Genomic DNA, 24,148 nt, shown 5'->3' on the forward strand with positions numbered 1-24,148 from the left:
CGATGCGCCAATATCTCGACCTGTTGAAGCATGTACTGGAGAACGGCGCCGACCGCGGCGACCGTACCGGGACCGGCACGCGCTCGGTGTTCGGCTACCAGATGCGCTTCGACCTTTCGCGCGGCTTTCCGGTCACGACCACCAAGAAGCTGCATCTGAAGTCGATCATCCACGAGCTTCTGTGGTTCCTGGCCGGCGACACCAACATCAAATATCTCAACGACAACGGCGTCAGCATCTGGGACGAATGGGCCGACGAGAACGGCGATCTTGGCCCGGTCTATGGCAAGCAGTGGCGCTCATGGCCGGACGGGCATGGCGGCGCGATCGACCAGATTGCGAATCTTTTGAAGGAGATACGCAAGAATCCTAATTCGCGCCGGCTGATCGTCTCGGCCTGGAACCCGGCCGAGGTGGAGGCCATGGCGCTGCCGCCCTGCCATTGCTTGTTCCAATTCTACGTCTCGGAGGGCCGACTCTCCTGCCAGCTTTACCAGCGCTCGGGCGATATCTTCCTCGGCGTGCCCTTCAACGTCGCTTCCTATGCCTTGCTCACCATGATGGTGGCGCAGGTGACCGGACTGAAGGCCGGCGACTTCGTCCACACGCTGGGCGACGCGCATCTTTATTCGAACCATTTCGAGCAGGCGCGCGAGCAGATGCGGCGCACGCCCAAGGCCTTGCCGACGATGTGGATCAATCCGGAGGTGAAGGATCTTTTCGCCTTCCGTTTCGAGGATTTCCGCCTCGAAAACTATTTTGCGGACGCGAATATCAAGGCGCCTATCGCGGTATGACGCTGGAAAGGACCTCGCTCCAAGCGATAGCCAACGCAAAGCTACAGGATGCTGAGCTTTTATTTCAAAACGAACGTTATTCGAACGCTTACTATCTCTTCGGCTATGCCGCAGAAATCGCGATCAAGTCGCGTATTTCGAGGCTTTTCCAGTCCGATACGATTCCTGACAAGAAATTTGTCCAAGATATTTATAGCCATGACCTCAACAGGCTTATAGCCTTGGCCGGCTTGTCTGCGGAACTCACCGAGAGCCGGGCCGCGTCGCCGGCTTTCGATGGCCATTGGTCGGCTGTCTCAGATTGGAACGAGGCTTCTCGTTACGATATAATAGATGTGTTTGAGGCGACGGCGATGCGAAACGCCATGGTCGACGAGAAGCAAGGAATATTCAGATGGCTTCAGGAACGTTGGTAAGAACGGACATCGATGCCGGCATCAACCTAATTCGTGCGCTTGATGAAAAGGGATTTGGTGTCGCCGCTGCGCTGTGGTTGTACAATAGCGACGTTGACAACTGGAGGATGATCGTCGCCTATCGGGGTCCACGAAAAGAGCTTGAAAAGAAATATCTAGACGCAGCAACTATTGCCGCTGACTGGCGCAAGGTACATCCGCAAGAGCCTATTTTAGATCTTAGTAAAGTAAAGATCACATCAGCAGATGACCGGCTCATCGCGGGGCTAGGTATTGCCATGCGAATTGATGGTCTTGGTGAAGTGCGATTTTCGCACAACACTGTCAACGGCATATATGTCGAAGACGCCTTAATCCATAGGCTTGCCGCCTGAGCCATCGGAAGTTGCATCAGTCGATGCCGACCATGACATCCGAGGCCTTGATCACCGCATAGGCCTGCTCGCCTTTTTCGAGCGCGAGGTCGGCGACCGCCTCGTTGGTGATCGACGCGGTGACGATGACGCCGCCGCCGATGTCGATTCTGACATGCGAGGTGGTGGCTCCCTTGACGATCTCGGTGACTTTGCCCTTGAGGATATTGCGCGCGCTGATCTTCATGCGTCTCTCCTTGAGCTTCGCTGTTTCGCATTCATCGTAGGCTGAGACCATGCTGGCGCACAATGCCACGACAGGTGAAAAGCCTTTCCTTGTTATGTTCATCCGGATATATCGGTCCAAGGCTTTGGGCCGTACGGATTTTTGAAACCACGGGAGAGACTTCATGACGGGCAAGGGTTTTGGATTGCAGGCGATCGCCGTTGGCGGTCTGGCGGCAATGCTGATGGCCGCGGTGCCGGCGGCCCATGCCGACGACAAGGTGGTCGTATTTGCCGCGGCGAGCCTCAAGGACGCGCTCGATGCGGTCAACAAGGCTTGCGAGCCGGAGGTCGGTGAGGCGGCGACCATTTCCTACGCGGCAAGCTCGGCACTGGCTAAGCAGATCGAAGGCGGCGCGCCGGCCGACATCTTCGTCTCGGCCGACCTCGACTGGATGAGGTATCTCTCGGACAAGAAGCTGACCAAGCCGGACACCGAAGTGAAGCTGCTCGGCAACCAGATCGTGCTGGTGGCGCCGAAGGACTCCAAGGTCGAGACCAAGGTCGAAAAGGGCTTCGACCTTGCCAATCTCATCGGCGACGGCAAGCTTGCCATGGGCGATTTCAAGGCCGTGCCTGCCGGCAAATACGGCAAGGCGGCGCTGGAATCGCTGGGCGTCTGGTCGTCGGTCGAGGGCAAGGTCGCACAGGCCGAGAACGTACGCGCCGCGCTGAAGCTGGTGTCGACGGGCGAAGCCCCGCTTGGCATCGTTTACGCCACCGACGCGCATGCCGAGAAGGGCGTCAAGGTCGTCGGCACCTTCCCGGAAGATTCGCATCCGCCGATCATCTACCCGATTGCCCAGACCGCGGATTCGAAGGACAAGGATGCGGCTGCCTTCCTGCAGTGCGTCGAGTCGGCCAAGGCCGCCGCGCTCTTCAAGGAACAGGGTTTTACGGTGCTCGCACCGAGCAACTGAGAAAGACCTTGCACCGCATATGAACTGGCTGCTGGACCTCACTCCCGACGAATGGAATGCGGTCCGGCTGTCCATCAAGGTGGCGGCGGCGGCGATGATCGCCAGCCTGCCGCCCGGCATCTTGCTCGCGCTTCTGCTCGCGCGGGGGCGCTTTTGGGGCAAGACCCTGCTCAACGGGCTGGTGCATCTGCCGCTGATCCTGCCGCCGGTGGTGACGGGCTATCTGCTCTTGCTCACCTTCGGCCGGCGTGGGCCGGCCGGAGCCTTCCTCGCCGAGCATTTCGGCATCGTCTTTTCGTTCCGCTGGACGGGTGCGGCATTGGCCTGCGGGGTGATGGGCTTTCCGCTGATGGTGCGGGCAATCCGGCTCTCGATCGAGGCTGTCGACCGCAGAATCGAGGCGGCGGCCGGCACGCTCGGCGCCAATCCGCTCTGGGTGTTTACCACCATCACGCTGCCGCTGATCCTGCCCGGCGTTATTGCCGGCGCGATCCTTTCCTTCGCCAAGGCGATGGGCGAGTTCGGCGCCACCATCACCTTCGTCTCCAACATCCCCAACGAAACGCAGACGCTGCCCACGGCGATCTACACTTTCACGCAGGTGCCTGGCGGCGATGAAGGCGCGCTCAGGCTGACGCTGATCTCGATCGCCATCTCGATGGTCGCGCTGGTCGCGTCGGAAGTGCTGGCGCGGCGCGTCGGCCGGCGGATGGACATCGAATGATGCTCTCTGTCGACATCCACCATCGGCTTGGGGAATTCGCCTTGGAAGCGCGTTTCGAGAGCGCCGGCCGGCTGACGGCGCTGTTCGGGCCGTCGGGCTCCGGCAAGTCGACGCTGATCAACCTGATCGCGGGCCTGATCCGCCCGGACAAGGGCCGCATCGCTGTCGACGGGCGCGTGCTGGTCGACGCTGCCGCGCGCGCCTTCGTGCCGATGCACAAGCGGCGGATCGGCATGGTGTTCCAGGATGCACGGCTGTTTCCGCATATGAGCGTCGCCGGCAATCTGCGCTACGGCCGCTGGTTCACCCCGTCTTCCGAGCGCTACGCCAAGTTGGATGCGGTGGTCGAGCTGCTCGGTATCGGTCATCTGCTCGACCGGCGGCCGGCGAAACTGTCGGGCGGCGAAAAGCAGCGCGTCGCCATCGGCCGTGCGTTGCTTGCCAGCCCGAAACTGCTTTTGATGGACGAGCCGCTCGCCTCGCTCGACGAGGCGCGCAAGGCCGAGATCCTGCCCTATGTCGAACGGCTGCGCGACGAGACGAAAATCCCGATCGTCTATGTCAGCCATTCCATCGCCGAGGTGGCGCGGCTGGCACGCGATGTCGTGGTGCTTTCGCAGGGAAAGGTTATGGCCTCAGGCCCGACCGAGGCGATCATGCGGCGCCTGGACCTGCTGCCGGCGGAAGAGCGCGGCGAGGGCGGGGCAGTGCTCGATGCCAAAGTCCTGCGCCACGACGAGGCCTTCGGCATGACGGTGCTTGTCTCGCAGGCCGGCGAAATCCGCGTGCCGAAACTGGCGAGGGCGGCCGGCGCTCCGGTTCGCATCCGCATCCGCGCCCGTGACGTGATGGTCGCCATAGAGAAACCCGTCGGCCTCAGTGCGCTCAATATCCTGCCGGGAACAATCGTCAGCATGAAGCCGGGCGAGGGGCCCGAGGTCGAGGTCGGCATCGACTGCCACGGCGCGGTTGTGGTCGCGCGGATCACCGAACAATCGCGGCAGACGCTTGGTCTCAAGCTGGGAAGCCAGGTCTTTGCGGTCGTCAAGACCGTGAGTTTCGATCGCGCAAACACCGGCGGCGGCCTGCCGGCCGAAGCCGACGTTTGACGAGTTCAATCATGTCGCTATGTATATTTGGAATAGCGCTGTCTTCCCGTAGGGACTATTGTCGTGCCGTGAAATCCGAGGAGATGAAATGCCGTCGCTCAGCCTGCGGATAAATCTCGACCCCGACGGGCGGATCGGCCCGGGCAAGATCGAACTTCTGGAGCAGATAGCCGCCTTCGGGTCGATCTCGGCTGCGGCGCGCGGCATGGAGATGTCCTACAAGCATGCCTGGGACCTGGTCGAAGACATGAACCGCGTGTTCGGCAAGCCGCTGGTCGCGGCGCAGACCGGCGGCCGGAAAGGCGGCGGCGCGCAACTGACATCGGTGGGTTTGGCGGTCGTCAGCCGGTTTCGGGCCATAGAGAGAGCCGCGTCATCGGCCGCCGCCGTCCATATGCAGGCCTTGCAGGCGGAGATCGATGCGGGATGAGGCAGTAGGGCAGTAGGGCAGTAGGGCAGTAGGGCAGTAGGGCAGTAGGGCAGTAGGGCAGTAGGGCAGTAGGGCAGTAGGGCAGTAGGATGTGATGTCCTAGAGTGCTTGCACACGCGATTCGCGTCTCCCTATTGCCCTACTCTCTACTCCCTACTCCCCTGATTTCCTCAGCAGATAGGTGTCCATGATCCAGCCCTTCTTTCGCCGGGCTTCTTCGCGGACTTTCTCGATCTCTGCGCCGACATCGCCCAGCCGGCCGGAGATGATGATTTCGTCCGGCGTGCCGAGATAGGCGCCCCACTGGATGAAGACATCCTTGTCGGCCAGCGTGTTGAAGGCGCATTTGCCGTCGAGCATGACCACCGCCGACCCGGCATTGGCCGGCAGACCTTCTTCCGTCAGCCGCCGGCCGGTGGTGACCAGGATCGAATCGCCGATGCGGTTGAGCGCGGTCGCATGGCTCGCGGCGAGCGCCTGGATCGCGGTGATGCCGGGGATGACTTCGAGCTCGAAACCGACATTGGCTCTCAGGCGAACGCGTTCGAGGATGCGCAGCGCGCTGTCGTAGAGTGAGGGGTCGCCCCAGATCAGGAAGGCGCCGCAGCCGTTTTCGGCAAGCTCGTCGCGGATCAGGGTCTCATAGATTTCGGCGATCGCTTGGTGCCAGTCGTCGACGGTCACGCGGTAGGACGATGTCGGCTCGTCGCGAACCGGCACGTCGAACTCGACCCGGCGCGATTTCGGATTGGTCACGAAGCGGTCGCAGATCTGCCGGCGTAAATCAGCGAGATCGTTCTTCTTCGCTCCCTTGTCGGGAATGAACAGCACGTCGGCGCGATTCAGGCCGTTGATGGCCTGGACCGTCATGTGGTCGGGATTGCCGGCACCGATGCCGATGACGAGAAGCTTGCGCATGGCGATCTCCTGCCCGATCGGCGGCGCGGTGTCCAGAAGTCCTGCTACCCGGTGACGATGGGCTTTGAAACGCCGTCTTGAAACGGATAGATGGAAGGACGCATCCGGCCGATCCCGGTATCGCCGCAGAGAGGGGAGTCCATGTTACGCACCGTACTGACCGCAGCGCTGGCAGTCATGGCCGCTCCGGCCTTCGCCAATGATTCCGTCGCCGAACTCGGCACCGGCGGCCTGATCCTGTCACGCAGCGACGCCGTCGCCATGCAAAGCGAGGACCTTTTCATCTCGCCGGAAAAGGTAACCGTCGACTATGTGTTTCGCAACAACACCGACAAGGATGTCGATGCGATCGTCGCCTTCCCGATGCCCGACATTTCGGGCGATTCCGAAGAAATGCCGGCGATCCCCGAGAACCAGAGCGACAATTTCCTCGGCTTCGAGGTGACCATCGACGGCGTCGCGGCCAAACCGCAGCTCGAACAGAAGGTTTTCGCGCTGGGTATCGACATCAGTGCCGACCTGAAAGCGCAGAATGTGCCGTTCAACCCGTTCGGCGATGCCGCCAAGGCGGCCCTGGCGAAATTGCCGAAGGCGGTTGCCGAGGATTGGGAGAACCGCGGCATCATCATCGAGGACCCGGAAGCGGACAACGGCCAGGGCGCCACGCCTTCCTACACGCCGTTCTGGCAGCTGCGCTCGACCTATTGGTGGCGCTCGACCTTCCCTGCCAGCAAGGAGGTCCACGTTTCGCACCGCTACAAGCCGAGCGTCGGCGGCACGTCCTCGGTCAGCTTCTTCTCCGACGGCCAGTTCCAGAGCCCGCAATACGACACCTACAAGACCCGCTATTGCATGGATCAGACATTCGACAACGCGGTGCGCAAGGCGGCCAAGGCAAATCCGGACGGTTATCCGAAATATTACGAGAACCGCATCGCCTATATCCTGACCACCGGCGGCAACTGGGCGACCGGGACGATAGGCGACTTCAAGCTGACCATCGACAAGGGCAGCGCCGACAATCTGGTATCCTTCTGCGGCGACAATGTCCGCAAGGTCGGCCCGACGACGTTCGAGATGACGGCGAAGGACTTCTATCCCGACCACGACATCGACATCCTGCTGCTCGAGCCTTCGGACAAGGGGGGGAACGGCGGCTGATGGACATCGCGATCTATGTCGCCATCGCCGAAAACGGCGTGATCGGACGCGAAGGCGGCCTGCCGTGGCGGCTTTCCGCCGATCTCAAGCGCTTCAAGGCCGACACGATGGGCAAGCCGATCATCATGGGCCGCAAGACCTATGAAGGCATAGGCCGGCCGCTGCCCGGCCGGCTCAACATCGTGGTTACGCGCGACAAGGCCTGGCGCGCCGAAGGCATCGAGGTGGTCCACTCGCTGCATGACGCGATCGCGCTGGCCAAGGTGCGCGGCCGCTGCATGGCGGGCGCCGGGGAGATCTGCGTTGTCGGCGGCGGCGAGATCTATGCGCAGGCTTTGCCGCTTGCCGACCGGCTGCATGTGACGCATGTGCTGGCCAGCGTCGATGGCGACGCACATTTCCCGCCGATCGACCCAAGCACCTGGCAAGTCGTCAGCGCCGAGGATTTTCCCGCCGGCGAGAAGGATAGCCATGCCACGCGCTATACGGTGTACGAGCGCCGGCGCGACGGTCATTGACGACGACAAAGGGTCGCTGCAAGCCCAAATCGGATGGTGCTGGCGGCGGACCGCGTTGAAAGCGGGTCAAGGCGTCCCTATAGAAGAACGATGCTACAGCGGCGCGCGTCCAACCGGACGCGCAAGAGGTCGCTGTAAAACTTTGATTTTGGCGCATGTTTCCTTTCCGAAAACCGATATGGGTTTTCGGGGTCATGCGCTAGGATTGCGCCGTAAGGCCTGAGGGAACCGAAGCGAAAGGACATTCATGCCCTGGAACGACAAAAGCGGTGGCGGCGGCCCATGGGGCGGCGGCGGCAATCAGGGGCCCTGGGGGCAGGGACCGAAAGGGCCGAGCGGCCCGCAGGGTTCGCCTCCCGATCTTGAGGATATCATCCGTCGTGGCCAGGACAGGCTGCGTCGCGCGCTTCCGGGAGGTGGCGGGGCCAGTCCGGCGGTGCTCGGACTGATCGCGCTGGCACTCGTCGTGCTGTGGGCCTTCAAGGCGATCTATACCGTCCAGCCGGACGAGGTCGCGGTCGAACTGCGCTTCGGCAAGCCTAAGGCCCAGCTTTCGGAGCCAGGCCTGCATTTCCATTGGTGGCCGGTCGAAACGGTCGAGACGGTCAAGATCTCCGAGCAGCTTGTCAGCATCGGCGGTGGCTCGGCCAGCGGCTCCGGACTGATGCTTTCCGGCGACCAGAACATCGTCAACGTGCAGTTCTCGGTCGCCTATCAGGTCTCCGACCCAAAGGCCTACCTGTTCGACGTCTCCGATCCCGACGGCATGCTGGCGCAGGTCGCCGAAAGCGCGATGCGCGAAGTCGTTGGCCGGCGCCCGGCCTTTGACATCTTCCGCGACGATCGCCAAGGCATCGCAACCTCCGTGCGCGAGATCATCCAGGGCACACTCGACGGCTACAAGACCGGCCTGCAGGTCAACGCGGTTTCGATCGAGGACGCGTCGCCGCCGCGCGAGGTAGCCGATGCCTTCGACGAAGTGCAACGCGCCGAGCAGGACCAGGACAAATTCGTCGCGCAGGCCCAGCAGTATTCCAACCAGAAGCTCGGTCAGGCACGCGGCGAGGCGGCGCAGATTCGCGAAGACGCGACCGCCTACAAGAACCGCGTCGTGCAGGAGGCGGAAGGCGAGGCGAAGCGCTTCATCTCCGTCTACGATGAATATGCCAAGGCGCCCGACGTAACGCGCAAGCGTCTCTATCTCGAAACCATGGAGAAGATCCTGAAGGACTCGAACAAGGTCGTCGTCGAACAGGGCAATGGCCAGGGCGTGCTGCCTTATCTGCCGCTGCCGGCATTGCAGCCGAAGGCGCCGCCGGTGCCGGCCCCGCTGGGCGCCACGACCGGAGGTAACCAGTAATGGTCAACCGTCTTCCCATCTTCGCGGTTATCGCGGCCGTTCTTCTGTTCCTGCTCTATTCGGCGGTGTTCGTGGTCAATGCCGGCCAGCAGGCGATTGTTTTGAGGTTCGGCGAGATCATCGACGTCAAGAACGATCCTGGCATCTATTTCAAGGCACCATTCGCCTTCTTCGATGCCGACAGCGTGCAAATGATCGAAAAGAAGGTGATGCGCCTGGATCTCGATAACATCCGCGTCCAGGTTTCCGGCGGCAAATTCTACGAGGTCGACGCCTTCATCGCTTACCGCATCTCGGATCCGCGCACCTTCCGCGCGGCCGTGTCGGGGCAGGTGGAGCTTGCCGAAGCGCGGCTCAGGACCCGACTCGATGCGGCGCTGCGCCGCGTCTACGGTCTGCGCGATTTCGAGGCCGCACTTTCGGAACAGCGCGGCAACATGATGCGCGAGGTGCGCGATCAACTGCGTCCGGACGCGACCTCGCTCGGTCTCGACGTCGAGGATGTGCGCATCCGCCGGACGGATTTGACGGCGGAGGTCTCACAGCAGACCTATGACCGAATGAAGGCCGAACGCCTGGCGGAAGCCGAGCGTCTGAGGGCGCAAGGCAACGTGGCGGCGCAAACCATCAGGGCGCGGGCCGACCGTGATGTGGTTGTGACCGTCGCCGAGGCGCAGAAGGATTCGGAAATCCTGCGTGGCGAGGGCGAGGCGCAGCGCGCCGCGACCTTCGCCGACGCCTACAAGCGCGATCCGGCCTTCTTCGATTTCTATCGCTCGATGAATGCCTATGGCACGGCGCTCGACAACAGCGGCACGACGATGGTGCTGTCGCCCCAGTCCGAGTTCTTCCGCTACTTCCGCGATCCGGACAGCAAGCCCAAGCCGGGACTGCCGGCGACACCGCTACCGGCTCCGGCCGCTTCCACCGCGCCGGCGGCTCCGGCCACGCAACCCAGCACCGCCAAGTAACGGGCGGTGCAGGATTTTCTGGCGGCTATCGGCCTGGTCCTGGTGATCGAGGGCCTGGTCTATGGTGGGTTTCCGGGGCTGGCCCGGAAACTCGCAACCGAAGTGCTGTCGATGCCGGAGAATGCGCTTCGCATCGGAGGACTGGTCGCGATCGCCGTCGGCGTCGCCATTGTCTGGTCGGTTCGCGGCTGAAGAAATTCTTCAGAGCCGGATGATTTCAGGTCTGTTCGACCTGAAATCTGAATTCGTCTCTAAATCAAGGAAATGGGGCATGATGTCGTCCGAAAACCGCTTCACACTTTTCGGCATGATGCCCTAGTGCCGCGGCAATTGACGATTTATCCTTCCCCGATAGCCATAGCCGCAAACGTGCCGTATTTTTTTCCAACATGAAGCGGACGGGCGTCTTTGCGGAAGCGCGCCTTACATTTTCTTGAAAACGCCGGGAGGCCACGATGATATCCGACACCCTGTTGCGCGCGGCGCGACGCATGGTCTTCGCCGGCGCCACCGCATTCGTGGTCGGCATTGTTGCCGTTCCGTCCTTCGTCACGCCGACGATCGCCTCCTCCGACGGGCCGCCCTCGGTGGCCGATCTTGCCGAGCGCCTGCTTGGCGCGGTGGTCAACATCTCGACCTCGCAGACGGTGAAAGGCACGGAGGGGCCGGGCGCGGTGCCGATGCCGCAACTGCCCGAGGGCTCGCCGTTCCAGGACTTTTTCGACGATTTCTTCAAGAACCGCGGTGGCGACAAGGGCGGTGGCGGCGGTCAGAAAGTGCAGTCGCTCGGCTCCGGCTTCGTTGTAGACGCCGACCAGGGCATCGTGGTGACCAACAACCACGTCATTGCCGATGCCGACGATATCGAGGTCAATTTCTCCGACGGTATCACGCTGAAGGCGAAGCTTGTCGGCACCGACACCAAGACCGATGTCGCCGTGCTGAAGGTCGATCCCAAGGGCCACAAGCTGACGGCGGTGAAGTTCGGCGATTCCACCAAGATGCGCGTCGGCGACTGGGTGATGGCGATCGGCAACCCGTTCGGGCTCGGCGGCACGGTGACGGTCGGCATCGTCTCGGCGCGCAACCGCGATATCAATTCCGGCCCCTATGACGACTTCATCCAGACTGACGCCGCCATCAACCGCGGCAATTCCGGCGGCCCGCTGTTCAACGCCAACGGTGAAGTCATCGGCATCAACACGGCGATCATCTCGCCGTCGGGCGGCTCGATCGGTATCGGTTTCTCCATCCCCTCGCAGCTTGCCGCCGGTGTGGTCGACCAGCTCCGCCAATATGGCGAGACTCGGCGCGGCTGGCTTGGCGTTCGCATCCAGCCGGTGACGGACGACATCGCCGAAAGCCTCGGCATGGCAACCGCCAAGGGCGCGCTGGTGGCCGGCGTCATCAAGGGCGGGCCGGTGGACAACGGTTCCGTGCAGGCCGGCGACGTCATCATCAAGTTCGACGGCAAGGACATCCATGAAATGCGCGACCTGCCGCGCGTCGTCGCCGAAAGCCCGGTCGGCAAGGCGGTCGACGTCGTCATCGTGCGCAAGGGCGTCGAGCAGACCGTCAAGGTGACGCTCGGCCGCCTCGAGGACGGCGAGAAGCTGGCCAGCGGCAAGAACGGCAACACCGACCAGGGCAAAGGCGACAAGGCGACCCCTCCGGTGTCGACGGCCTCGGTGCTCGGCATGACGGTCGGCGAGCTGAACGACCAGACGCGGCAGAAGTTCGGCATCGCCGCCGACGTGTCGGGCGTGGTCATCACCGATGTCGCCAAGGATTCGGCCGCGGCCGAACGCGGCATCCAGCCCGGCGAGGTGATCACCGAGATCGCGCAGGAATCGGTCGGCACGCCGAAGGATGTGATGGACCGGATCGGCGCGCTGAAGGAGCAGGGCCGCAAGAATGCGCTCTTGATGCTGGCCTCGAAGACCGGCGAACTGCGCTTCGTGACGATCCGGATGGATTGATTCCGGAAAACGGTCCAATCGGCTGAGGTTCAATGAAAAAGGCGGCTAGCCGACCGCCCTTTTTCGTGCCTGCCAATCCTCGCGCAACAGCCGGTACAAGACATGGCGCTTGAGATGCTGATGGCTGTCCGGAACGGCTGGGTGATCGAACTCGGCGCTGGGATCGACTTGCATGCCGAGCCGCTTCATAACGGCGGTGGAGCGATGATTTTCGGCGACCGCGAACGACACGATTTCGTCCACGCCAAGCACTTCGAAGCCGTAGTCGAGCCAGGCTTCGGCCGCTTCCGTGACATAGCCTTTGCCCCAGAATTCGGGCGCCAGCCGCCAGCCGATCTCGATCGTGCCGGGCACCAGTACGTCTATGTCCTCCGTTCCGGACAATCCAACGAAGCCGATGCATTCGCCCGTGGCAGCGATCTCGGCCGCGGCGAAGCCGTAGCCATCGTCCTCGATCCAGGCGCGCACCTCGTCCATCTTGGCATCCGCCGCCGTACGATCGCGGCGGAACGGGAAGAATTCCATCACCTGCTCGTCGGAGTTGATGCGGTGGAACAGCGTGCAGTCGCGCTCCTCCCAATTGCGCAGGATCAGGCGCTCGGTGCGGATCGGCGTCATTCGACGAACTCATCCCGGCGGTAACCCTGGAGAAAGAGTAACGCGGTCAGGTCGCCGTGATCGATGCGGATCCGCGCCTGCTCCGCCACCGTCGGCTTGGCGTGCAGGGCGACCCCGGTGCCGGCAAGGCGGATCATGTCGAGATCGTTGGCGCCGTCGCCGACGGCGATGGCATCCTCGGTCGTCAGTCCGAGCCTCGCCGCAATGTCGAGGAGCGCTTCGGCCTTGGCGGCGCGGCCGAGGATGGGCTCCGCCACCGTGCCGGTGAACTTGCCGTCTTTCTCGACCAGGTGGTTGGCCCGGTTTTCCTGGAAGCCCAGCATATCGGCGATGCGGCTGGTGAAGACGTCGAAGCCGCCCGAGACCAGTGCCGTCCAGGCGTCGTTGGCGCGCATCGTCCGCACCAAGGCGCGGCCGCCGGCGGCGAGCGTCAGCCGGCTGGCGATGATGCGGTCGACCACGGCGGTGTCGAGACCTTTCAGCAAGGCGACGCGCTCGCGCAAGGCGGGCTCGAAGGCGATCTCGCCATTCATCGAGCGCGCGGTGATCGCCGCCACATGGTCCTTGACGCCGATTTCATCGGCGAGCTCGTCGATGCATTCCTGGTCGATCATCGTCGAATCCATATCGGCAAGCAGGATCTTCTTCCTCCTGCCTTCGGCGGGTTGGACGATGACGTCGACCGGTTCGGAAGCAAGTGCGGCGCGCAAATTGGCGGTCATTTCGCCGATACCGGGCGTCTGCGGCAAAACGAGATCGCAGGCAACGTCTTCAGCCAGCCAATGAACGGCGCTTGCGCCGGCAATCCGCATTGCCATATTCGCAAGCGAGGCCGGCACGGCGCGGGCTTCTGGGCGGGACACTAGCGTGGCGATCAGCGGCATCGAGAATTCCGGCAGGCAGGCGGGCGAAGGCCGCGTCAAGAACGCGATCCTGATAGCTGGGCCGACAGCCAGCGGCAAGTCGGCGCTGGCGCTCGATCTTGCCGAACGTGGCGGCGGCGTCATCGTCAACACCGATTCCATGCAGGGCTATTCGGTGCTCGATGTCTTGACGGCGCGGCCGACCGCCTCCGAAATGGCACGCGTTCCTCATTTCCTATACGGCCATGTGCATCCCTCCACGGCCTATTCCACCGGCGCCTGGCTGCGCGATGTGACGAGGCTGATAGAAGACGGCGTCCTGTCGGGCCGACCAGTCGTTTTCGTCGGCGGCACCGGGCTCTATTTCCGCGCGCTGGCCGAAGGCATCTCGGATATGCCGGGCATTCCGGCGTCCGTCCGCGAGCGCTGGCGCTACGAGCTCAAGGAACAAGGGGCCGAAAGGCTGCATCGCCTGCTGATGCATGAAGATTCGGCGGTGGCCACGCAGCTCAGGCCGACCGACGGCCAGCGTATCGTGCGGGCACTCGAAGTGCTTGACGCTTCGGGACGCTCGATCCTGGAATGGCAGGCGGCGCGCGGCCGCCCGCTGATCGATCGGGACAGCGCACGCTTCCTGGTCCTCGAGCCGGACCGTGAGCAACTGATCCGGCGCATAGAGGCGCGTTTCGACCAGATGCTCGACAAGGGCGCGCTTGAGGAAGTGCGTCAGCTTACGGCGCTTGGGCTCGACCCGGACCTGCCGGCGATGAAAGCGATCGGCGTGCGCGAGCTGCAGGCGGCGATGGCCGGACAATCGGGTTTTCCTCAAGCGATCGAACGCGCCAAGATCGCGACCCGGCAGTACGCCAAGCGTCAGTCGACCTGGTTCAGGCACCAGCTGGGCGCGGAGTGGCGCAGGCTGCGGCCGGGCGACGAACCGGCGGTCCTGGACTGACTAAAAGCTTTTTCAATCAGCACCTTAATATCCTTAGCTCTAATTCTCGCCAAGGTTGTCCGGGTTAACGGTCCGTAAGGCCCGCCATGCCATAACCTCAGCGGTTACAGAGCCGCGGGGAGTTGATGCGTTTCCATAAGGCGGAATCCGCATTTTTCGTCTTTATTTTCGTGATCCTGGCCGCCGGCCTGGTGACCTTCCATGCCTATGGCCAATTGCAGGACATCGCCTCCGACCTCGATGCCGCGTCGCGCGTCGACAAAATCGTCTATCTCAACAAATTGCTGTTCGTCACCGGTGCGCTGCTGGCAACCGCGCTGTTCTTCGGGACCTTCTTCATCTACCCGCTGATCCGCGGCCAGGTGCGGGAAGAGGGCAAGCTCAGGGCCATGACGGTTTCGCTCAGCGCCCGTTCGCAAACTTTCGAGCAGGCAGCGCTCACCGACGGCCTGACCGGCATGCAGAACCGCCGCTATTTCGACGATGCGCTGCGTGAATATCTCCAGGAGTTTCGCCGCATCGACAGGCCGGTCGGGCTGATGATCCTCGACCTCGATCATTTCAAACAGGTCAACGACACGCATGGTCACGATGTCGGCGACGAAGTGCTGAGGGCCGTCGCCACCTGCCTGAGAGGCATGACGCGCTATCACGATGTGGTGGCGCGGCTGGGTGGCGAGGAGTTTGCCGTCGTCACGCCCAACATGGATGTCGAACTGCTTGCCAGATTCGCCGAGCGCATCCGCAAGGCGATCGCCAGCATGTCGATCCTGTCGGGCAATGTGCGGCTGAAGGTCACCACCAGCGTCGGCCTTGCCGTCTGGGACCACAAGGAGAGCGCGGAGGATTTCTACCGCCGCGCCGACCGACAGCTCTATGAGGCGAAGAAGCAAGGCCGCAACCGCGTCTGCGCCTAAAATTCCGAAGATGAATTCGTGAGGCCGGCCGTATGCCGCCGTTTGCTGTGCTTCCGGTGCTCACGGACTTGATGTCCGCTCCGCTCTGGCCTTCGCCGGCCGAAGCCCTCACAAGTGTCTCCGTCCATGAAGGCTACGGCCGGCGTAGGCCGGTTCTCGCAAACGGCACCATCCGACTCGGCCTGACGAATTCCCTGTCGGAATTTACCTACCTTGCGACGCTGCAGGTTCAGTCGTTCAGCTGGCGCATGCCGAAGGTTGAGGGCTTCAGGCCGTAGCGTGTGTCGAAGTCGTCGTCCGGCTGCACGCGCGAGGCGCTAGCAGGCTTCTTATAGTCCGGGTCGCCGGCCTGGCGGGAGGAGTCCACCGCCTCGGCGAAGGCCATGGCCTGCTGCGGCTTCGGCACGTTGCGAAGCCGCTCGACAATGATGGCGAGATCGACGTCGTTGCCGTCCACGGAGGGCTCGATCTGCTCGCCTTTCGCGGTACCGGGGATGAACTCCTGCGACAGCTTCTCGAATTTCAGCCGCATGGTCGTCGCCACGCCTTCGCCGAAGGCGATGGCTTCCCGCTGCCCCATCGAGGACAGGAACGCCAGCGTCGAAGCCGAGGAATCGGCGATCGCCGAACGGATGATTGCCTGATCCTGCTCGTTGGCAAGCCGCATGGCGAAAAACGTCGAGCACTGCGACAGGATGGTCGGGTCGAGCTCGCCGGGGCGCTGGGTGACGACGCCCAGATAGCAGCCATATTTGCGGCCTTCCTTGGCGATACGCGACAGCGCGTGCCTTGTCGGCGCGAAGCCGAGGCGCGGATCGGCCGGCATGTAACGGTGCGCTTCCTCGCAAAGCAGGAGCAGCCTCAGGCGGCCCTCGCTCCACAAGGCCAGGTCGAAGGCCAGGCGCGCCAGCACCGAGCAGACCGAATTGACGACTTCCGAAGGCATGCCCGCCATCTCGAAGCAGGTTACCGGGCGGCCATGGCTGGGGACCCGGAAAATATTGCCGATCGTTTCGTGGATCGTGTCCTCGATCAGGCGCGAATTGAACATGAAGCGGTAACGCGGGTCGGCGGCCGCCGATTCGATACGCGTCTTCAGCGACTTCAGCGTCGGTCGATCGTTCTTGCTTTCGAGCATGCCCATGCGCTCGTCGATCTGCTTGATGAGATCGGCGATGCGGTAAGGCACCGGCGTGTCCGCCGTCAGCGCGTCGCTGCCGCGCCTGACATAGGTTCCGGAACTCGGGTTGCGGTAGAGGTTCTTGGCGGCCGGGATCAGGTCGCGCAGGACATCCACTTCCTCAGGCACGGTCTCGCGGCCGCGAAACAGCACTTCGGCGAATTCCTCCAGCCTGAACATCCAGAACGGCAGGTCGAGCGTCTTGGAATCGACCTTGACGCAATATTCCGGCAGCGAGGCGGCGAACTCGTTGTGCGGATCGAGGATAAGCACCCGCAGATCCGGCCGCGCCTCGATGGACTTGCGCAAGAGCAGCGAGACCGCCGTGGATTTGCCGACGCCGGTTGTGCCGACGATGGCGAAATGGCGCGCCAGCGTGTCGTCGATGGCGATGTTGGCATCGATCGACTCATCCTGCGACAGCGTGCCGATGGTGACCGAATGGCGCCCGGCGAGATCGTAGACCGCCTGCAGGTCGCGCGTTCGGATGCGATGGGCGACAGCGCCGATATGCGGATAGGCGGTGATGCCGCGGTCGAAGACCGGCTTGGCGCCGGGTTCGACGCCGTCGCGCACTTCACCGATCAATTCGATGCTGACCTCGATCGGGTTCTGGCCCTCGTTGCTCCAGGCGCGATCCGATTTGCCGATCTCATAGACAAGGCCGACCGTGCGCGTGGTGCCGAGATTGATGGAGATCATCTTGCCGACCGTCCACTGGCCGGTGACCGTTCCGTCGGCATCCTCGGCATAGGCGCTGATTGTGGCGCGCGCGCCGTCGCATTGCACGACATTGCCGAGAATGCGCTTGTCGCTCTGCAGGGCATTGCGGCGCTCCTGCGAAATCGGTTCGCCAACGGAGGCTTCGCGTTCGACAAACATGGCTGACCTGGTCCCATTCCCTGGAGCGTCGACCCTACCCAACCGGGGTTAAAGTCAGGTGAGGTCGAATGGTGTAGGCGGTGTTAAGCCAGCCGCGACAATTCGATCGAATAGCCTCTTCTCAGGCTGCGCAATTCCGATATATTGGACAAATGGACGATATATCGAATGACATCACGGCGACGATCGGTAGACGGGTACACTCCGAAAGAACGGTGAGGGGCTGGTCGCTGGCCGGGCTTGCCGAGCGCTCGGACGTGTCGAAGGCGATGCTGAGCGCCATCGAACGCGGTACGACCAGTCCGACCGCGGCGCTCCTGGTGCGCATCGCGGCGGCCTTCGGCATGACGCTGTCGACGCTGATCGCGCGGGCCGAGATGCAAGGGGGCGGCGTTTCGCGCAAGGACGAGCAGCCGGTCTGGCAGGATCCGGCAACCGGTTACATCAGGCGGCATCTGTCGCCGGCATCGCAAATGCCGCTCGAGCTGATCAGGGTCAGCCTGCCGGCAGGCGCCAAGGTAAGTCTTCCGGCCGCATCCTACGCCTTCATCAAGCAGCAGATATGGCTGATCGACGGAAGGCTGGATTTCACCGAGGGCGATGTAGTGCACAGGCTTGAGCCCGGCGACTGCCTTGCACTGGGCGCCCCCTCGGACTGCGTCTTTCATGCTCCCGGACCGGATGCGGCGGAGTATCTCGTTGCGCTGGTCAGGGACTGATCCCGATGTCTCGCCGACCAAAACGCTCGCATAATGGCGGGCCGACGCTCGACGACTATGACGGCCCGCCCTGGGGCAAGGGGGATGCATATATTTTCCTCGCCTGGCGAGCCGCCTACGACAAGGCCTGGAAGGCGCCGAGCCATGCCGTCATGCTGATGCGGCTGGCAAGGGCCGAGCGGCTCGGGCTGACCTATGCGGAATATACGCTCGAGATACTGGAGCGCGGCCGCTATCTCAGCGAGGACGACGCCGAGCGTATCGCTGAAATTAGACGGTCGCGACGACGCGGGCGGATCAGCGAATGACCTTGCCCCCGACGCCTCGTCACCTGGAGAGCACCAGCATGAACTCCCTTGAAATCCGGGCGTTGACCGGCGACGTGGCAACCACCGCAATGCTGGCCGACCTTTTGATCGAGACCGTCGCCGCCGGCGGATCGGTGAGCTTCATGCATCCATTGTCGCCGGAAGCAGCTCGGGACTTCTGGCGCAAGTCGCTTGCCGCGGCCGCGCGGCGAAAGGGCGGTGCTGGGCGCATGGCAGGGCGAGGCCCTTGCCGGCACCGTCACGCTGCTCTTCGACTTCCCGTCCAATCAACCGCACCGCGCCGAGATCGCCAAGCTGATGACCGGCCGGGACCATCGCGGCAAGGGCGTCGCGACCCGCCTGATGCGAGCCGCCGAAGAACTGGCTATCGAGAAAGACCGTACGCTGCTGGTACTGGACACGGCGAGCGAAGAGGGCGCGGCCGGGCTCTATGAGAAACTTGGTTTCACCTTGACCGGCGAGATACCGGACTATGCGCTGAAGCCGCATGGCGGGCTGACCGGCACCCTTATCTACTGGAAGCGGATAGGAGCAGCGGCCCTATCCTGAGGTTCCGGCAATGCGCGACAGAAGCCAGCGGCGAAAATCCTGCTCGGCACCGGATAGCCGCGACGATGACGGCCTTGTCAGGAAATGACCCGATGGGCTCGAAAGCTCGAAATCCGAAAGCCTGACGAGAACATTATCCTTGAGCGCGGTATCGACCAGCGGCCGAGAGCCCAGCAGCGCTCCGGCGCCGGCCTTCGCCGCTTCCATGGCGGCGACGAAACTGTCGAAGCGATGTGAGCGCCGGGAATGGCCGGCACGCCCGGAGGCCGCAAACCATTCCGCCCACATCTCGCGCGCGCCGGCCACCAAGAGCAGCGGCAACGATGTCCAGTCGCCATCACGGGCGAGTGTCGGAGCAGCGACCGGGAGAAGCCGCTCGACGGTCAGCCGGTCGGCCTCGCGCCCGGGAAACGATCCTTTGCCGAAGCGTATGTCGAGTGTTGAGCCCGGCTGGTCGTAATCGGTCGGCCGATGGATTGTCACCAGATCGAGCCTCACTCGCGGCAGCGCCTTTGCCAGGTCGGGAAGAGCCGGGACCAGCACCAGCAGGGCGAAGGAGATGGGGACGCGGATGCTGACGGTCTGCACCGCGCGCGGCTCGAACAACTCGCTCGTGCTGTTGCCGATGGTCGCGAATGCCGACTGAATGTGCGGAAGGTAGGCCGCGCCCTCCGGCGACAGTGCCACGCCCCGTGCCAGGCGCGCGAACAATCGCGTCCTAAGCCGCTCTTCCAGGAAGCGGATGTGCTGGCTGACGGCGGCCTGCGTCAGGCCGAGTTCGGTGGCAGCGGCGGTAAAATTCGACAGGCGGGCGGCTGCCTCGAAACTGCGCAGCCAGTCGAGTGGAGGCATCGGATCGAACGTCCTTCCAGCCATCATAAATTTAGTGCCATTACCTGCAAAACGATAATTTGAATTATGCCTTTGACGAAGTCAGGATGCAATCCGTGCTCGCAGTGGCGGGTAGAGATGGGAGCTTCCGGGACATGCTGACGAGAGCAACGCCAAGCGATGAGGGACGAACGATCGAGCTTGGCTGGAAGGATGGAGAGCGCAGCCGTTTCCACGCCATGTGGCTGCGCGACAATGCGTTGGATGACAAGACACGCAGCGCCGGCAACGGCCAGAGGCTGATCACCATCCTCGACATTCCGGCCGAGACCTGGATCGGCGCGGCCTCGATCAAGGGCGAGGTGCTCGAAGTCACGTTCGCTCCCGAAGGCAAGACCGTCGGCTTTCCCGCAGGCTGGCTTCGCAGCCATGCTTACGATCGCCAGGGGGCTCGCGAGCCCGGCTGGACCGGAGGCGACATACAGCGCTGGACGAAAGCCACGATGCAGAATTCCGTGCCGCGCGCGGCCTATGCCGACGCCAGTCGCGACAGCGATGTGCTGCGGCAATGGTTGGCCGCGGTACGCAGCCATGGCTTTGCCGTCATGGACGGCTTGCCTGCCGAATCCGGCGCGCTGTGCAAGGTGGCCGATCTTTTCGGCTATATCCGGGAGACCAATTACGGGCGCTGGTTCGAGGTGCGCGCCGAGGTCAACCCGAACAATCTCGCCTACACCAATCTCGGCCTGCAGGCGCACACCGACAATCCTTATCGCGACCCGGTGCCGACGCTGCAGATCCTGGCCTGCATCGAGAACACGGTCGAAGGCGGCGAATCCAGCATCGTCGACGGATTTGCGGTGGCGGGAGCACTTCGGGCGGAAAACCCCGCGGGATTCCAGCTGCTCTGTTCCTATCCGGCACGCTTCGAATATGCCGGCTCACCGGGCGTGCGGCTGCAGTCCAAGCGGCCGATGATCGAGCTCGGACCCGACGGCGAGCTCATCTGCATCCGCTTCAACAACCGTTCGCTGGCGCCGGCCGTCGACGTGCCGTTCGCCGACATGGACAAATACTACGCGGCCTATCGCCGGTTCGCAGAATTGATCGAGGATCCGACCTTCGAGGTGACGTTCAAACTCGAAGCGGGGCAGTCCTTCATCGTCGACAACACCCGCGTCATGCATGCGCGCAAGGCGTTTTCCGGCAGCGGCAAGCGCTGGCTGCAAGGCTGCTACGCCGACAAGGACGGCCTGCTGTCGACGCTGGCGGCGATCGAACACGATTTCAAAGAGGCGGCCGAATGAACCCGAACAAATTGAACACCGGCAACATCGTCGAATTCATCGCCGATATTTTCGAGCGCCGCGGGGCGGAATCCTATCTCGGCGAACCGGTCACAATGTCGGAACATATGCTGCAGGGCGCGTGGCTGGCCGAGCAGGACGGCGCGCCGGAGGAACTGGTGGCAGCGGCGCTGCTGCACGACATCGGCCACTATACCAGCGAGTTCGGCACCTATTCGCCGGACGACGTCGAGGACAAGCACCATGACGAGGCGGGCGGCGAGGTGCTTGCGCCGTTCTTTCCGCCGGTCATCGTCGAATGCGTCAGGCTGCATGTCTCGGCCAAGCGTTACCTGTGCGCCACCGATCCGACCTATTTCAGCAAGCTGTCGCCGGCCTCGGTCCATACGCTGTCGCTGCAAGGCGGGCCGATGAGTGCCGAGGAAGTAGAGGGGTTCCGCAGCAATCCGTTTCACGAGGAAGCGGTACGCGTGCGCATCTGGGACGAGGGCGGCAAGATCGCCGGCATGAAGACGCGCGCCTTTCGCGATTACGTGCCGTTGCTGGAGCGGGTGGTGGAACGGTTCGCCGCCGAAAAGGCCGCTTAGAGCGTTTCACCGTTTCACGGAAACGGCGAACTCTATCTCTTTGTTTTGACGCAATTCCGTACGGAAAACCGCTCACACTTTTCCTGGAATTGCTCTAGCTGGCCGGCGGCAAAGCACGGGAGGAGAAGCCGATGTGTTTCCGCTTCGACGGCGAAAGCGCGCTGGTAGCATATCGGCCGGATGAATGCAGTGAATCCCAGCCGGCTGAGAGCACCCAGCGCGTTGCGTCCGGCTGAAGGAAAAGCCTCGTCGGCCGTTAAGCCGGGGCGCGGCGAGAGCCACGCCTTTGCTGGTATAGGTTCGGGAGCGATCTATCCCTTGTGATGCACCTCCTGCAGCCCATAGACAGGCGTCGGCACGCCGACCTGCCTGGCTTTGAGCTGCAGCGACAGATACTGCGAATAGTGCCGCGACTGGTGGAGGTTGCCGCCGTGGAACCAGAGCGCTTCCTGCTGCGTCGGCTTCCACATGTTGCGTTGCTCGCCTTCCCATGGGCCGGGATCTTTTGTGGTGTTGGAACCCAGACCCCAGACCTTGCCGACCTTGTCGGCCACCTCCTGCGAGATAAGGTCCGCGGCCCATCCGTTCATCGAGCCGTAGCCGGTGGCATAGATCACCAGGTCGGCCGGCAATTCGGTGCCGTCGACGAATTTTACGCCGGTCTCCGTGAGCTCCTGCACTGCCGCGCCGGGTCCGCTTTTCAGCTTGATCGAACCGTCGATGACGAGGTCGCAGGCGCCGACGTCGATGTAATAGCCGGAGCCGCGGCGCAGATACTTCATGAAAAGGCCTGAATCGTCATCGCCCCAGTCGAGCATGAAGCCGGCCTTTTCCAGGTCCTCGTAGAATCTCGCGTCGCGTTCCTTCATCTGCTCGTAAAGCGGAATCTGGAACTCGTGCAGGATGCGGTAAGGGAGCGAAGCGAAGATCATGTCCGCCTTGCGCGTCGTCATGCCGTTCTCGACCGCCTGCTCCGAATACAGGGCGCCGAGGCCGATATCCATCAGCGTGTCGGATTTGACGATGTGGGTGGACGAGCGCTGCACCATGGTCACGTCCGCGCCGCCTTCCCATAGTGCTGCGCAGATGTCGTGCGCCGAGTTGTTGGAGCCGATGACCACCACCTTCTTGCCGCGGTACTTGTCCGGGCCGGGATGGGTCGAGGAGTGCTGCTGCTCGCCCTTGAATATGTCCTGGCCCCTGTATTTCGGCCAGTTCGCCTTGCCCGACATGCCGGTCGCCAGCACCAGCTGCTTCGGCTTGAGCACGATCTCCTTGCCGTCGCGCTCGACGACGATTGTCCATTCCTTGGCCTTCTCGTCATACTTGGCGGATTTCGCGGTGGTCGAGGCCCAGTAGTTCAGCTCCATCACCTTGGTGTACATCTCCAGCCAGTCGCCGATCTTGTCCTTCGGCGCGAAGACCGGCCAATTCTTCGGAAAGTCGATATAGGGCAGGTGATCGTACCAGACCGGGTCGTGCAGACAGAGCGACTTGTAGCGCCTGCGCCAGGAATCGCCTGGACGCTGGTTCTTCTCCACGATGATGGCAGGCACGCCGAGCTGCTTCAGCCTAGCTCCAAGAGCAATTCCGCCCTGGCCGCCGCCGATGATGACGACATAGGGCTGCCGGGAATGGCCGAGCTCGGCGATTTCGTCATCGCGCTCCTCGCGCCACGTCTTGCGGCCCTTGCCGTGGCCGTGCTTGGCGCCGAGGGGGCGGGTGAAGCCTGCCTTCTCCTCATGGTCTTTCAGCTCCGCCATCGTGGTGAGCAGGGTCCAGATCAGGTCGCCCTTGAACCGCACAAGGCCAAAGCCGCGCGCCACATTCGTCTCGAAGGTGATCCAGGCGGTGATGATGCCGCCGTCCTCGCTTGCTTCCTCGCCTTTGGCTACCGCCCAGCCGGTCGGCTTGGTGTTGGCCAGCGTCGCCTGCAGCATGTCGCGAACCTGGTCGCGGCCTTCCATCGTCTTCAAATTCCAGGTGAAGGTGACGAGGTCGCGCCAGTAGCAGTCGGCCTGGAAGCAGTTGACGGCGCTGTCGATGTCGCCGGCTTCCAGCGCCTTGCCGAACTTGTCGAGCAGCGCTTGCGCCTTGGTGGTGGGTGTTCTCTCGAGCATTTGTTCTCCTCCGGGCTTGGTATCGCTTCTTGGGTAAGCGCCGTGGCTCGATCGGACCGCCGGCATACGCAAAGTATTTCGGCAAAACCTCCGTCGCGTCACGCCCCCCAATAGTTTGGCGCGTTTTCAATGGCTTGAGCGGGCAAGTGACGGAAAGGCGTCATTTTTGCCGTTGACAGGTTGCCTTTCACGCCCTTAGTGTCCGCGCCCATGAAAACGGCACTCATTCTCGTAGGCTTGCGCGTGGGCAAGGCGGTGTAACCGCCGGGCGACCCCCCCCCATGCGCATCACACAGGCTCCCTCGGGGGCCTTTTTTATTGCCTGAAATCCAACTAAACGACCAGCAATC

28 protein-coding genes and 1 pseudogene are annotated in these 24,148 nt (G+C 62.9%); 20 read left to right on the forward strand and 9 right to left on the reverse strand.

All coding sequences use genetic code 11. The features are described from left to right. The first annotated feature begins 2 nt into the window (after window positions 1–2). The 3 genes from ACWGS9_RS14095 to ACWGS9_RS14105 are packed head-to-tail and all read left to right on the forward strand — an operon-like array spanning window position 3 to window position 1,587. A complete protein-coding gene (locus ACWGS9_RS14095; protein WP_454505827.1) occupies window positions 3–797 on the forward strand; it encodes a thymidylate synthase in 795 nt (264 codons plus the stop codon). Continuing rightward, entirely contained in the window at window positions 794–1,213 is a 420-nt protein-coding gene (locus ACWGS9_RS14100) for a hypothetical protein (RefSeq protein WP_454505828.1), read from the forward strand. The genes ACWGS9_RS14095 and ACWGS9_RS14100 overlap by 4 nt, the downstream gene beginning before the upstream one ends. Next, complete coding sequence (locus ACWGS9_RS14105) at window positions 1,192–1,587, forward strand: hypothetical protein (RefSeq protein WP_454505829.1); 396 nt, start codon at window positions 1,192–1,194, stop codon at window positions 1,585–1,587. Before ACWGS9_RS14100 ends, ACWGS9_RS14105 begins: the two co-directional genes overlap by 22 nt. A 16-nt stretch (window positions 1,588–1,603) precedes the next feature. Here the strand turns inward: ACWGS9_RS14105 and ACWGS9_RS14110 are convergent, their stop codons facing one another. Then, window positions 1,604–1,813, reverse strand: a complete 210-nt coding sequence (locus ACWGS9_RS14110) for a TOBE domain-containing protein (RefSeq protein WP_454505830.1) — start codon at window positions 1,811–1,813, stop codon at window positions 1,604–1,606. 163 nt (window positions 1,814–1,976) lie between these two features. Here ACWGS9_RS14110 and modA point away from each other — a divergent pair, with 163 nt between their 5' ends. The 4 genes from modA to ACWGS9_RS14130 all read left to right on the forward strand — a co-directional run bounded on the left by modA (window position 1,977) and on the right by ACWGS9_RS14130 (window position 5,034). Then, a complete protein-coding gene (gene modA / locus ACWGS9_RS14115) occupies window positions 1,977–2,771 on the forward strand; it encodes a molybdate ABC transporter substrate-binding protein (RefSeq protein ID WP_454505831.1) in 795 nt (264 codons plus the stop codon). Between the two features lie 19 nt (window positions 2,772–2,790). Then, window positions 2,791–3,495 (forward strand): molybdate ABC transporter permease subunit, encoded by a 705-nt coding sequence (modB, locus tag ACWGS9_RS14120; RefSeq protein WP_454505832.1) that lies wholly within the window; start codon window positions 2,791–2,793, stop codon window positions 3,493–3,495. Then, complete coding sequence (gene modC / locus ACWGS9_RS14125) at window positions 3,492–4,604, forward strand: molybdenum ABC transporter ATP-binding protein (protein WP_454505833.1); 1,113 nt, start codon at window positions 3,492–3,494, stop codon at window positions 4,602–4,604. The genes modB and modC overlap by 4 nt, the downstream gene beginning before the upstream one ends. 88 nt (window positions 4,605–4,692) lie before the next feature. Then, on the forward strand, window positions 4,693–5,034 hold the full coding sequence (locus tag ACWGS9_RS14130) for a winged helix-turn-helix domain-containing protein (protein ID WP_040982165.1): 342 nt from the start codon (window positions 4,693–4,695) through the stop codon (window positions 5,032–5,034). Window positions 5,035–5,187: 153 nt separating this feature from the next. Here the strand turns inward: ACWGS9_RS14130 and cobF are convergent, their stop codons facing one another. Beyond that, the gene (gene cobF / locus ACWGS9_RS14135) at window positions 5,188–5,952 is read right to left on the reverse strand and encodes a precorrin-6A synthase (deacetylating) (RefSeq protein ID WP_454505834.1); all 765 of its coding nucleotides are present in this window, start codon (window positions 5,950–5,952) and stop codon (window positions 5,188–5,190) included. A 141-nt stretch (window positions 5,953–6,093) separates the two neighbouring features. Here cobF and ACWGS9_RS14140 point away from each other — a divergent pair, with 141 nt between their 5' ends. The 6 genes from ACWGS9_RS14140 (at window position 6,094) to ACWGS9_RS14165 (ending at window position 11,941) form a co-directional block, all read left to right on the forward strand. Next, window positions 6,094–7,113: a DUF4424 domain-containing protein gene (locus ACWGS9_RS14140; RefSeq protein WP_454505835.1), complete on the forward strand. Its 1,020-nt coding sequence runs from the start codon at window positions 6,094–6,096 to the stop codon at window positions 7,111–7,113. Next, window positions 7,113–7,631: a dihydrofolate reductase gene (locus ACWGS9_RS14145; RefSeq protein ID WP_454505836.1), complete on the forward strand. Its 519-nt coding sequence runs from the start codon at window positions 7,113–7,115 to the stop codon at window positions 7,629–7,631. The genes ACWGS9_RS14140 and ACWGS9_RS14145 overlap by 1 nt, the downstream gene beginning before the upstream one ends. 247 nt (window positions 7,632–7,878) lie before the next feature. After that, on the forward strand, window positions 7,879–8,991 hold the full coding sequence (gene hflK, locus ACWGS9_RS14150; protein ID WP_454505837.1) for an FtsH protease activity modulator HflK: 1,113 nt from the start codon (window positions 7,879–7,881) through the stop codon (window positions 8,989–8,991). Next, window positions 8,991–9,962, forward strand: coding sequence for a protease modulator HflC (gene hflC, locus ACWGS9_RS14155; protein WP_454505838.1), 972 nt, complete (start codon window positions 8,991–8,993; stop codon window positions 9,960–9,962). The genes hflK and hflC overlap by 1 nt, the downstream gene beginning before the upstream one ends. Window positions 9,963–9,968: 6 nt before the next feature. Further along, window positions 9,969–10,154: a DUF2065 domain-containing protein gene (locus tag ACWGS9_RS14160; protein WP_454505839.1), complete on the forward strand. Its 186-nt coding sequence runs from the start codon at window positions 9,969–9,971 to the stop codon at window positions 10,152–10,154. A 263-nt stretch (window positions 10,155–10,417) separates the two neighbouring features. Then, a complete protein-coding gene (locus tag ACWGS9_RS14165) occupies window positions 10,418–11,941 on the forward strand; it encodes a DegQ family serine endoprotease (protein ID WP_454505840.1) in 1,524 nt (507 codons plus the stop codon). A gap of 45 nt (window positions 11,942–11,986) precedes the next feature. On the opposite strand, the gene ACWGS9_RS14170 is transcribed toward ACWGS9_RS14165, so the two are convergent. Both ACWGS9_RS14170 and serB read right to left on the reverse strand, forming a co-directional pair. Beyond that, on the reverse strand, window positions 11,987–12,559 hold the full coding sequence (locus ACWGS9_RS14170; RefSeq protein ID WP_454505841.1) for a GNAT family N-acetyltransferase: 573 nt from the start codon (window positions 12,557–12,559) through the stop codon (window positions 11,987–11,989). Beyond that, entirely contained in the window at window positions 12,556–13,443 is an 888-nt protein-coding gene (serB, locus tag ACWGS9_RS14175; RefSeq protein WP_454505842.1) for a phosphoserine phosphatase SerB, read from the reverse strand. Before serB ends, ACWGS9_RS14170 begins: the two co-directional genes overlap by 4 nt. Between serB and miaA the strand changes: the two genes are divergently transcribed. Both miaA and ACWGS9_RS14185 read left to right on the forward strand, forming a co-directional pair. Further along, on the forward strand, window positions 13,433–14,377 hold the full coding sequence (gene miaA, locus ACWGS9_RS14180) for a tRNA (adenosine(37)-N6)-dimethylallyltransferase MiaA (protein WP_454505953.1): 945 nt from the start codon (window positions 13,433–13,435) through the stop codon (window positions 14,375–14,377). The two genes, serB and miaA, sit on opposite strands and share 11 nt — an antisense overlap. A gap of 125 nt (window positions 14,378–14,502) precedes the next feature. Beyond that, complete coding sequence (locus ACWGS9_RS14185) at window positions 14,503–15,294, forward strand: GGDEF domain-containing protein (protein WP_454505843.1); 792 nt, start codon at window positions 14,503–14,505, stop codon at window positions 15,292–15,294. Between the two features lie 229 nt (window positions 15,295–15,523). On the opposite strand, the gene ACWGS9_RS14190 is transcribed toward ACWGS9_RS14185, so the two are convergent. Beyond that, window positions 15,524–17,356 carry an ATP-binding protein gene (locus ACWGS9_RS14190; RefSeq protein WP_454505844.1) on the reverse strand — a complete coding sequence of 611 codons (1,833 nt, stop codon included), beginning with the start codon at window positions 17,354–17,356 and terminating at the stop codon, window positions 15,524–15,526. 152 nt (window positions 17,357–17,508) lie between these two features. Here ACWGS9_RS14190 and ACWGS9_RS14195 point away from each other — a divergent pair, with 152 nt between their 5' ends. Together ACWGS9_RS14195 and ACWGS9_RS14200 are read left to right on the forward strand one after the other, a co-directional pair. Beyond that, a complete protein-coding gene (locus ACWGS9_RS14195; protein WP_454505845.1) occupies window positions 17,509–18,075 on the forward strand; it encodes a helix-turn-helix domain-containing protein in 567 nt (188 codons plus the stop codon). Window positions 18,076–18,080: 5 nt separating this feature from the next. Continuing rightward, window positions 18,081–18,383, forward strand: a complete 303-nt coding sequence (locus ACWGS9_RS14200) for a hypothetical protein (protein WP_454505846.1) — start codon at window positions 18,081–18,083, stop codon at window positions 18,381–18,383. A 19-nt stretch (window positions 18,384–18,402) separates the two neighbouring features. On the opposite strand, the gene ACWGS9_RS14205 is transcribed toward ACWGS9_RS14200, so the two are convergent. Continuing rightward, window positions 18,403–18,528, reverse strand: a complete 126-nt coding sequence (locus ACWGS9_RS14205; protein WP_454505960.1) for a hypothetical protein — start codon at window positions 18,526–18,528, stop codon at window positions 18,403–18,405. Here ACWGS9_RS14205 and ACWGS9_RS14210 point away from each other — a divergent pair. Beyond that, window positions 18,473–18,953, forward strand: a pseudogene (locus tag ACWGS9_RS14210) (GNAT family N-acetyltransferase). The gene ACWGS9_RS14205 and the pseudogene ACWGS9_RS14210 overlap by 56 nt on opposite strands. Here the strand turns inward: ACWGS9_RS14210 and ACWGS9_RS14215 are convergent. Then, window positions 18,945–19,805, reverse strand: coding sequence for a LysR family transcriptional regulator (locus ACWGS9_RS14215; protein WP_454505847.1), 861 nt, complete (start codon window positions 19,803–19,805; stop codon window positions 18,945–18,947). The pseudogene ACWGS9_RS14210 and the gene ACWGS9_RS14215 overlap by 9 nt on opposite strands. Window positions 19,806–19,939: 134 nt before the next feature. Here ACWGS9_RS14215 and tmpA point away from each other — a divergent pair, with 134 nt between their 5' ends. Together tmpA and tmpB are read left to right on the forward strand one after the other, a co-directional pair. Continuing rightward, complete coding sequence (tmpA, locus tag ACWGS9_RS14220) at window positions 19,940–21,091, forward strand: 2-trimethylaminoethylphosphonate dioxygenase (RefSeq protein WP_454505848.1); 1,152 nt, start codon at window positions 19,940–19,942, stop codon at window positions 21,089–21,091. Further along, window positions 21,088–21,678, forward strand: a complete 591-nt coding sequence (gene tmpB / locus ACWGS9_RS14225) for a (R)-1-hydroxy-2-trimethylaminoethylphosphonate oxygenase (protein ID WP_454505849.1) — start codon at window positions 21,088–21,090, stop codon at window positions 21,676–21,678. The genes tmpA and tmpB overlap by 4 nt, the downstream gene beginning before the upstream one ends. Window positions 21,679–21,989: 311 nt before the next feature. Here the strand turns inward: tmpB and ACWGS9_RS14230 are convergent, their stop codons facing one another. Further along, window positions 21,990–23,798, reverse strand: a complete 1,809-nt coding sequence (locus ACWGS9_RS14230) for an NAD(P)-binding domain-containing protein (RefSeq protein ID WP_454505850.1) — start codon at window positions 23,796–23,798, stop codon at window positions 21,990–21,992. A gap of 98 nt (window positions 23,799–23,896) precedes the next feature. Next, a partial coding sequence (locus ACWGS9_RS14235; RefSeq protein WP_454505851.1) for a hypothetical protein occupies window positions 23,897–24,148 on the reverse strand: 252 nt, incomplete at its 5' end.

It is taken from the genome of Mesorhizobium sp. Arg314, from assembly GCF_053714275.1.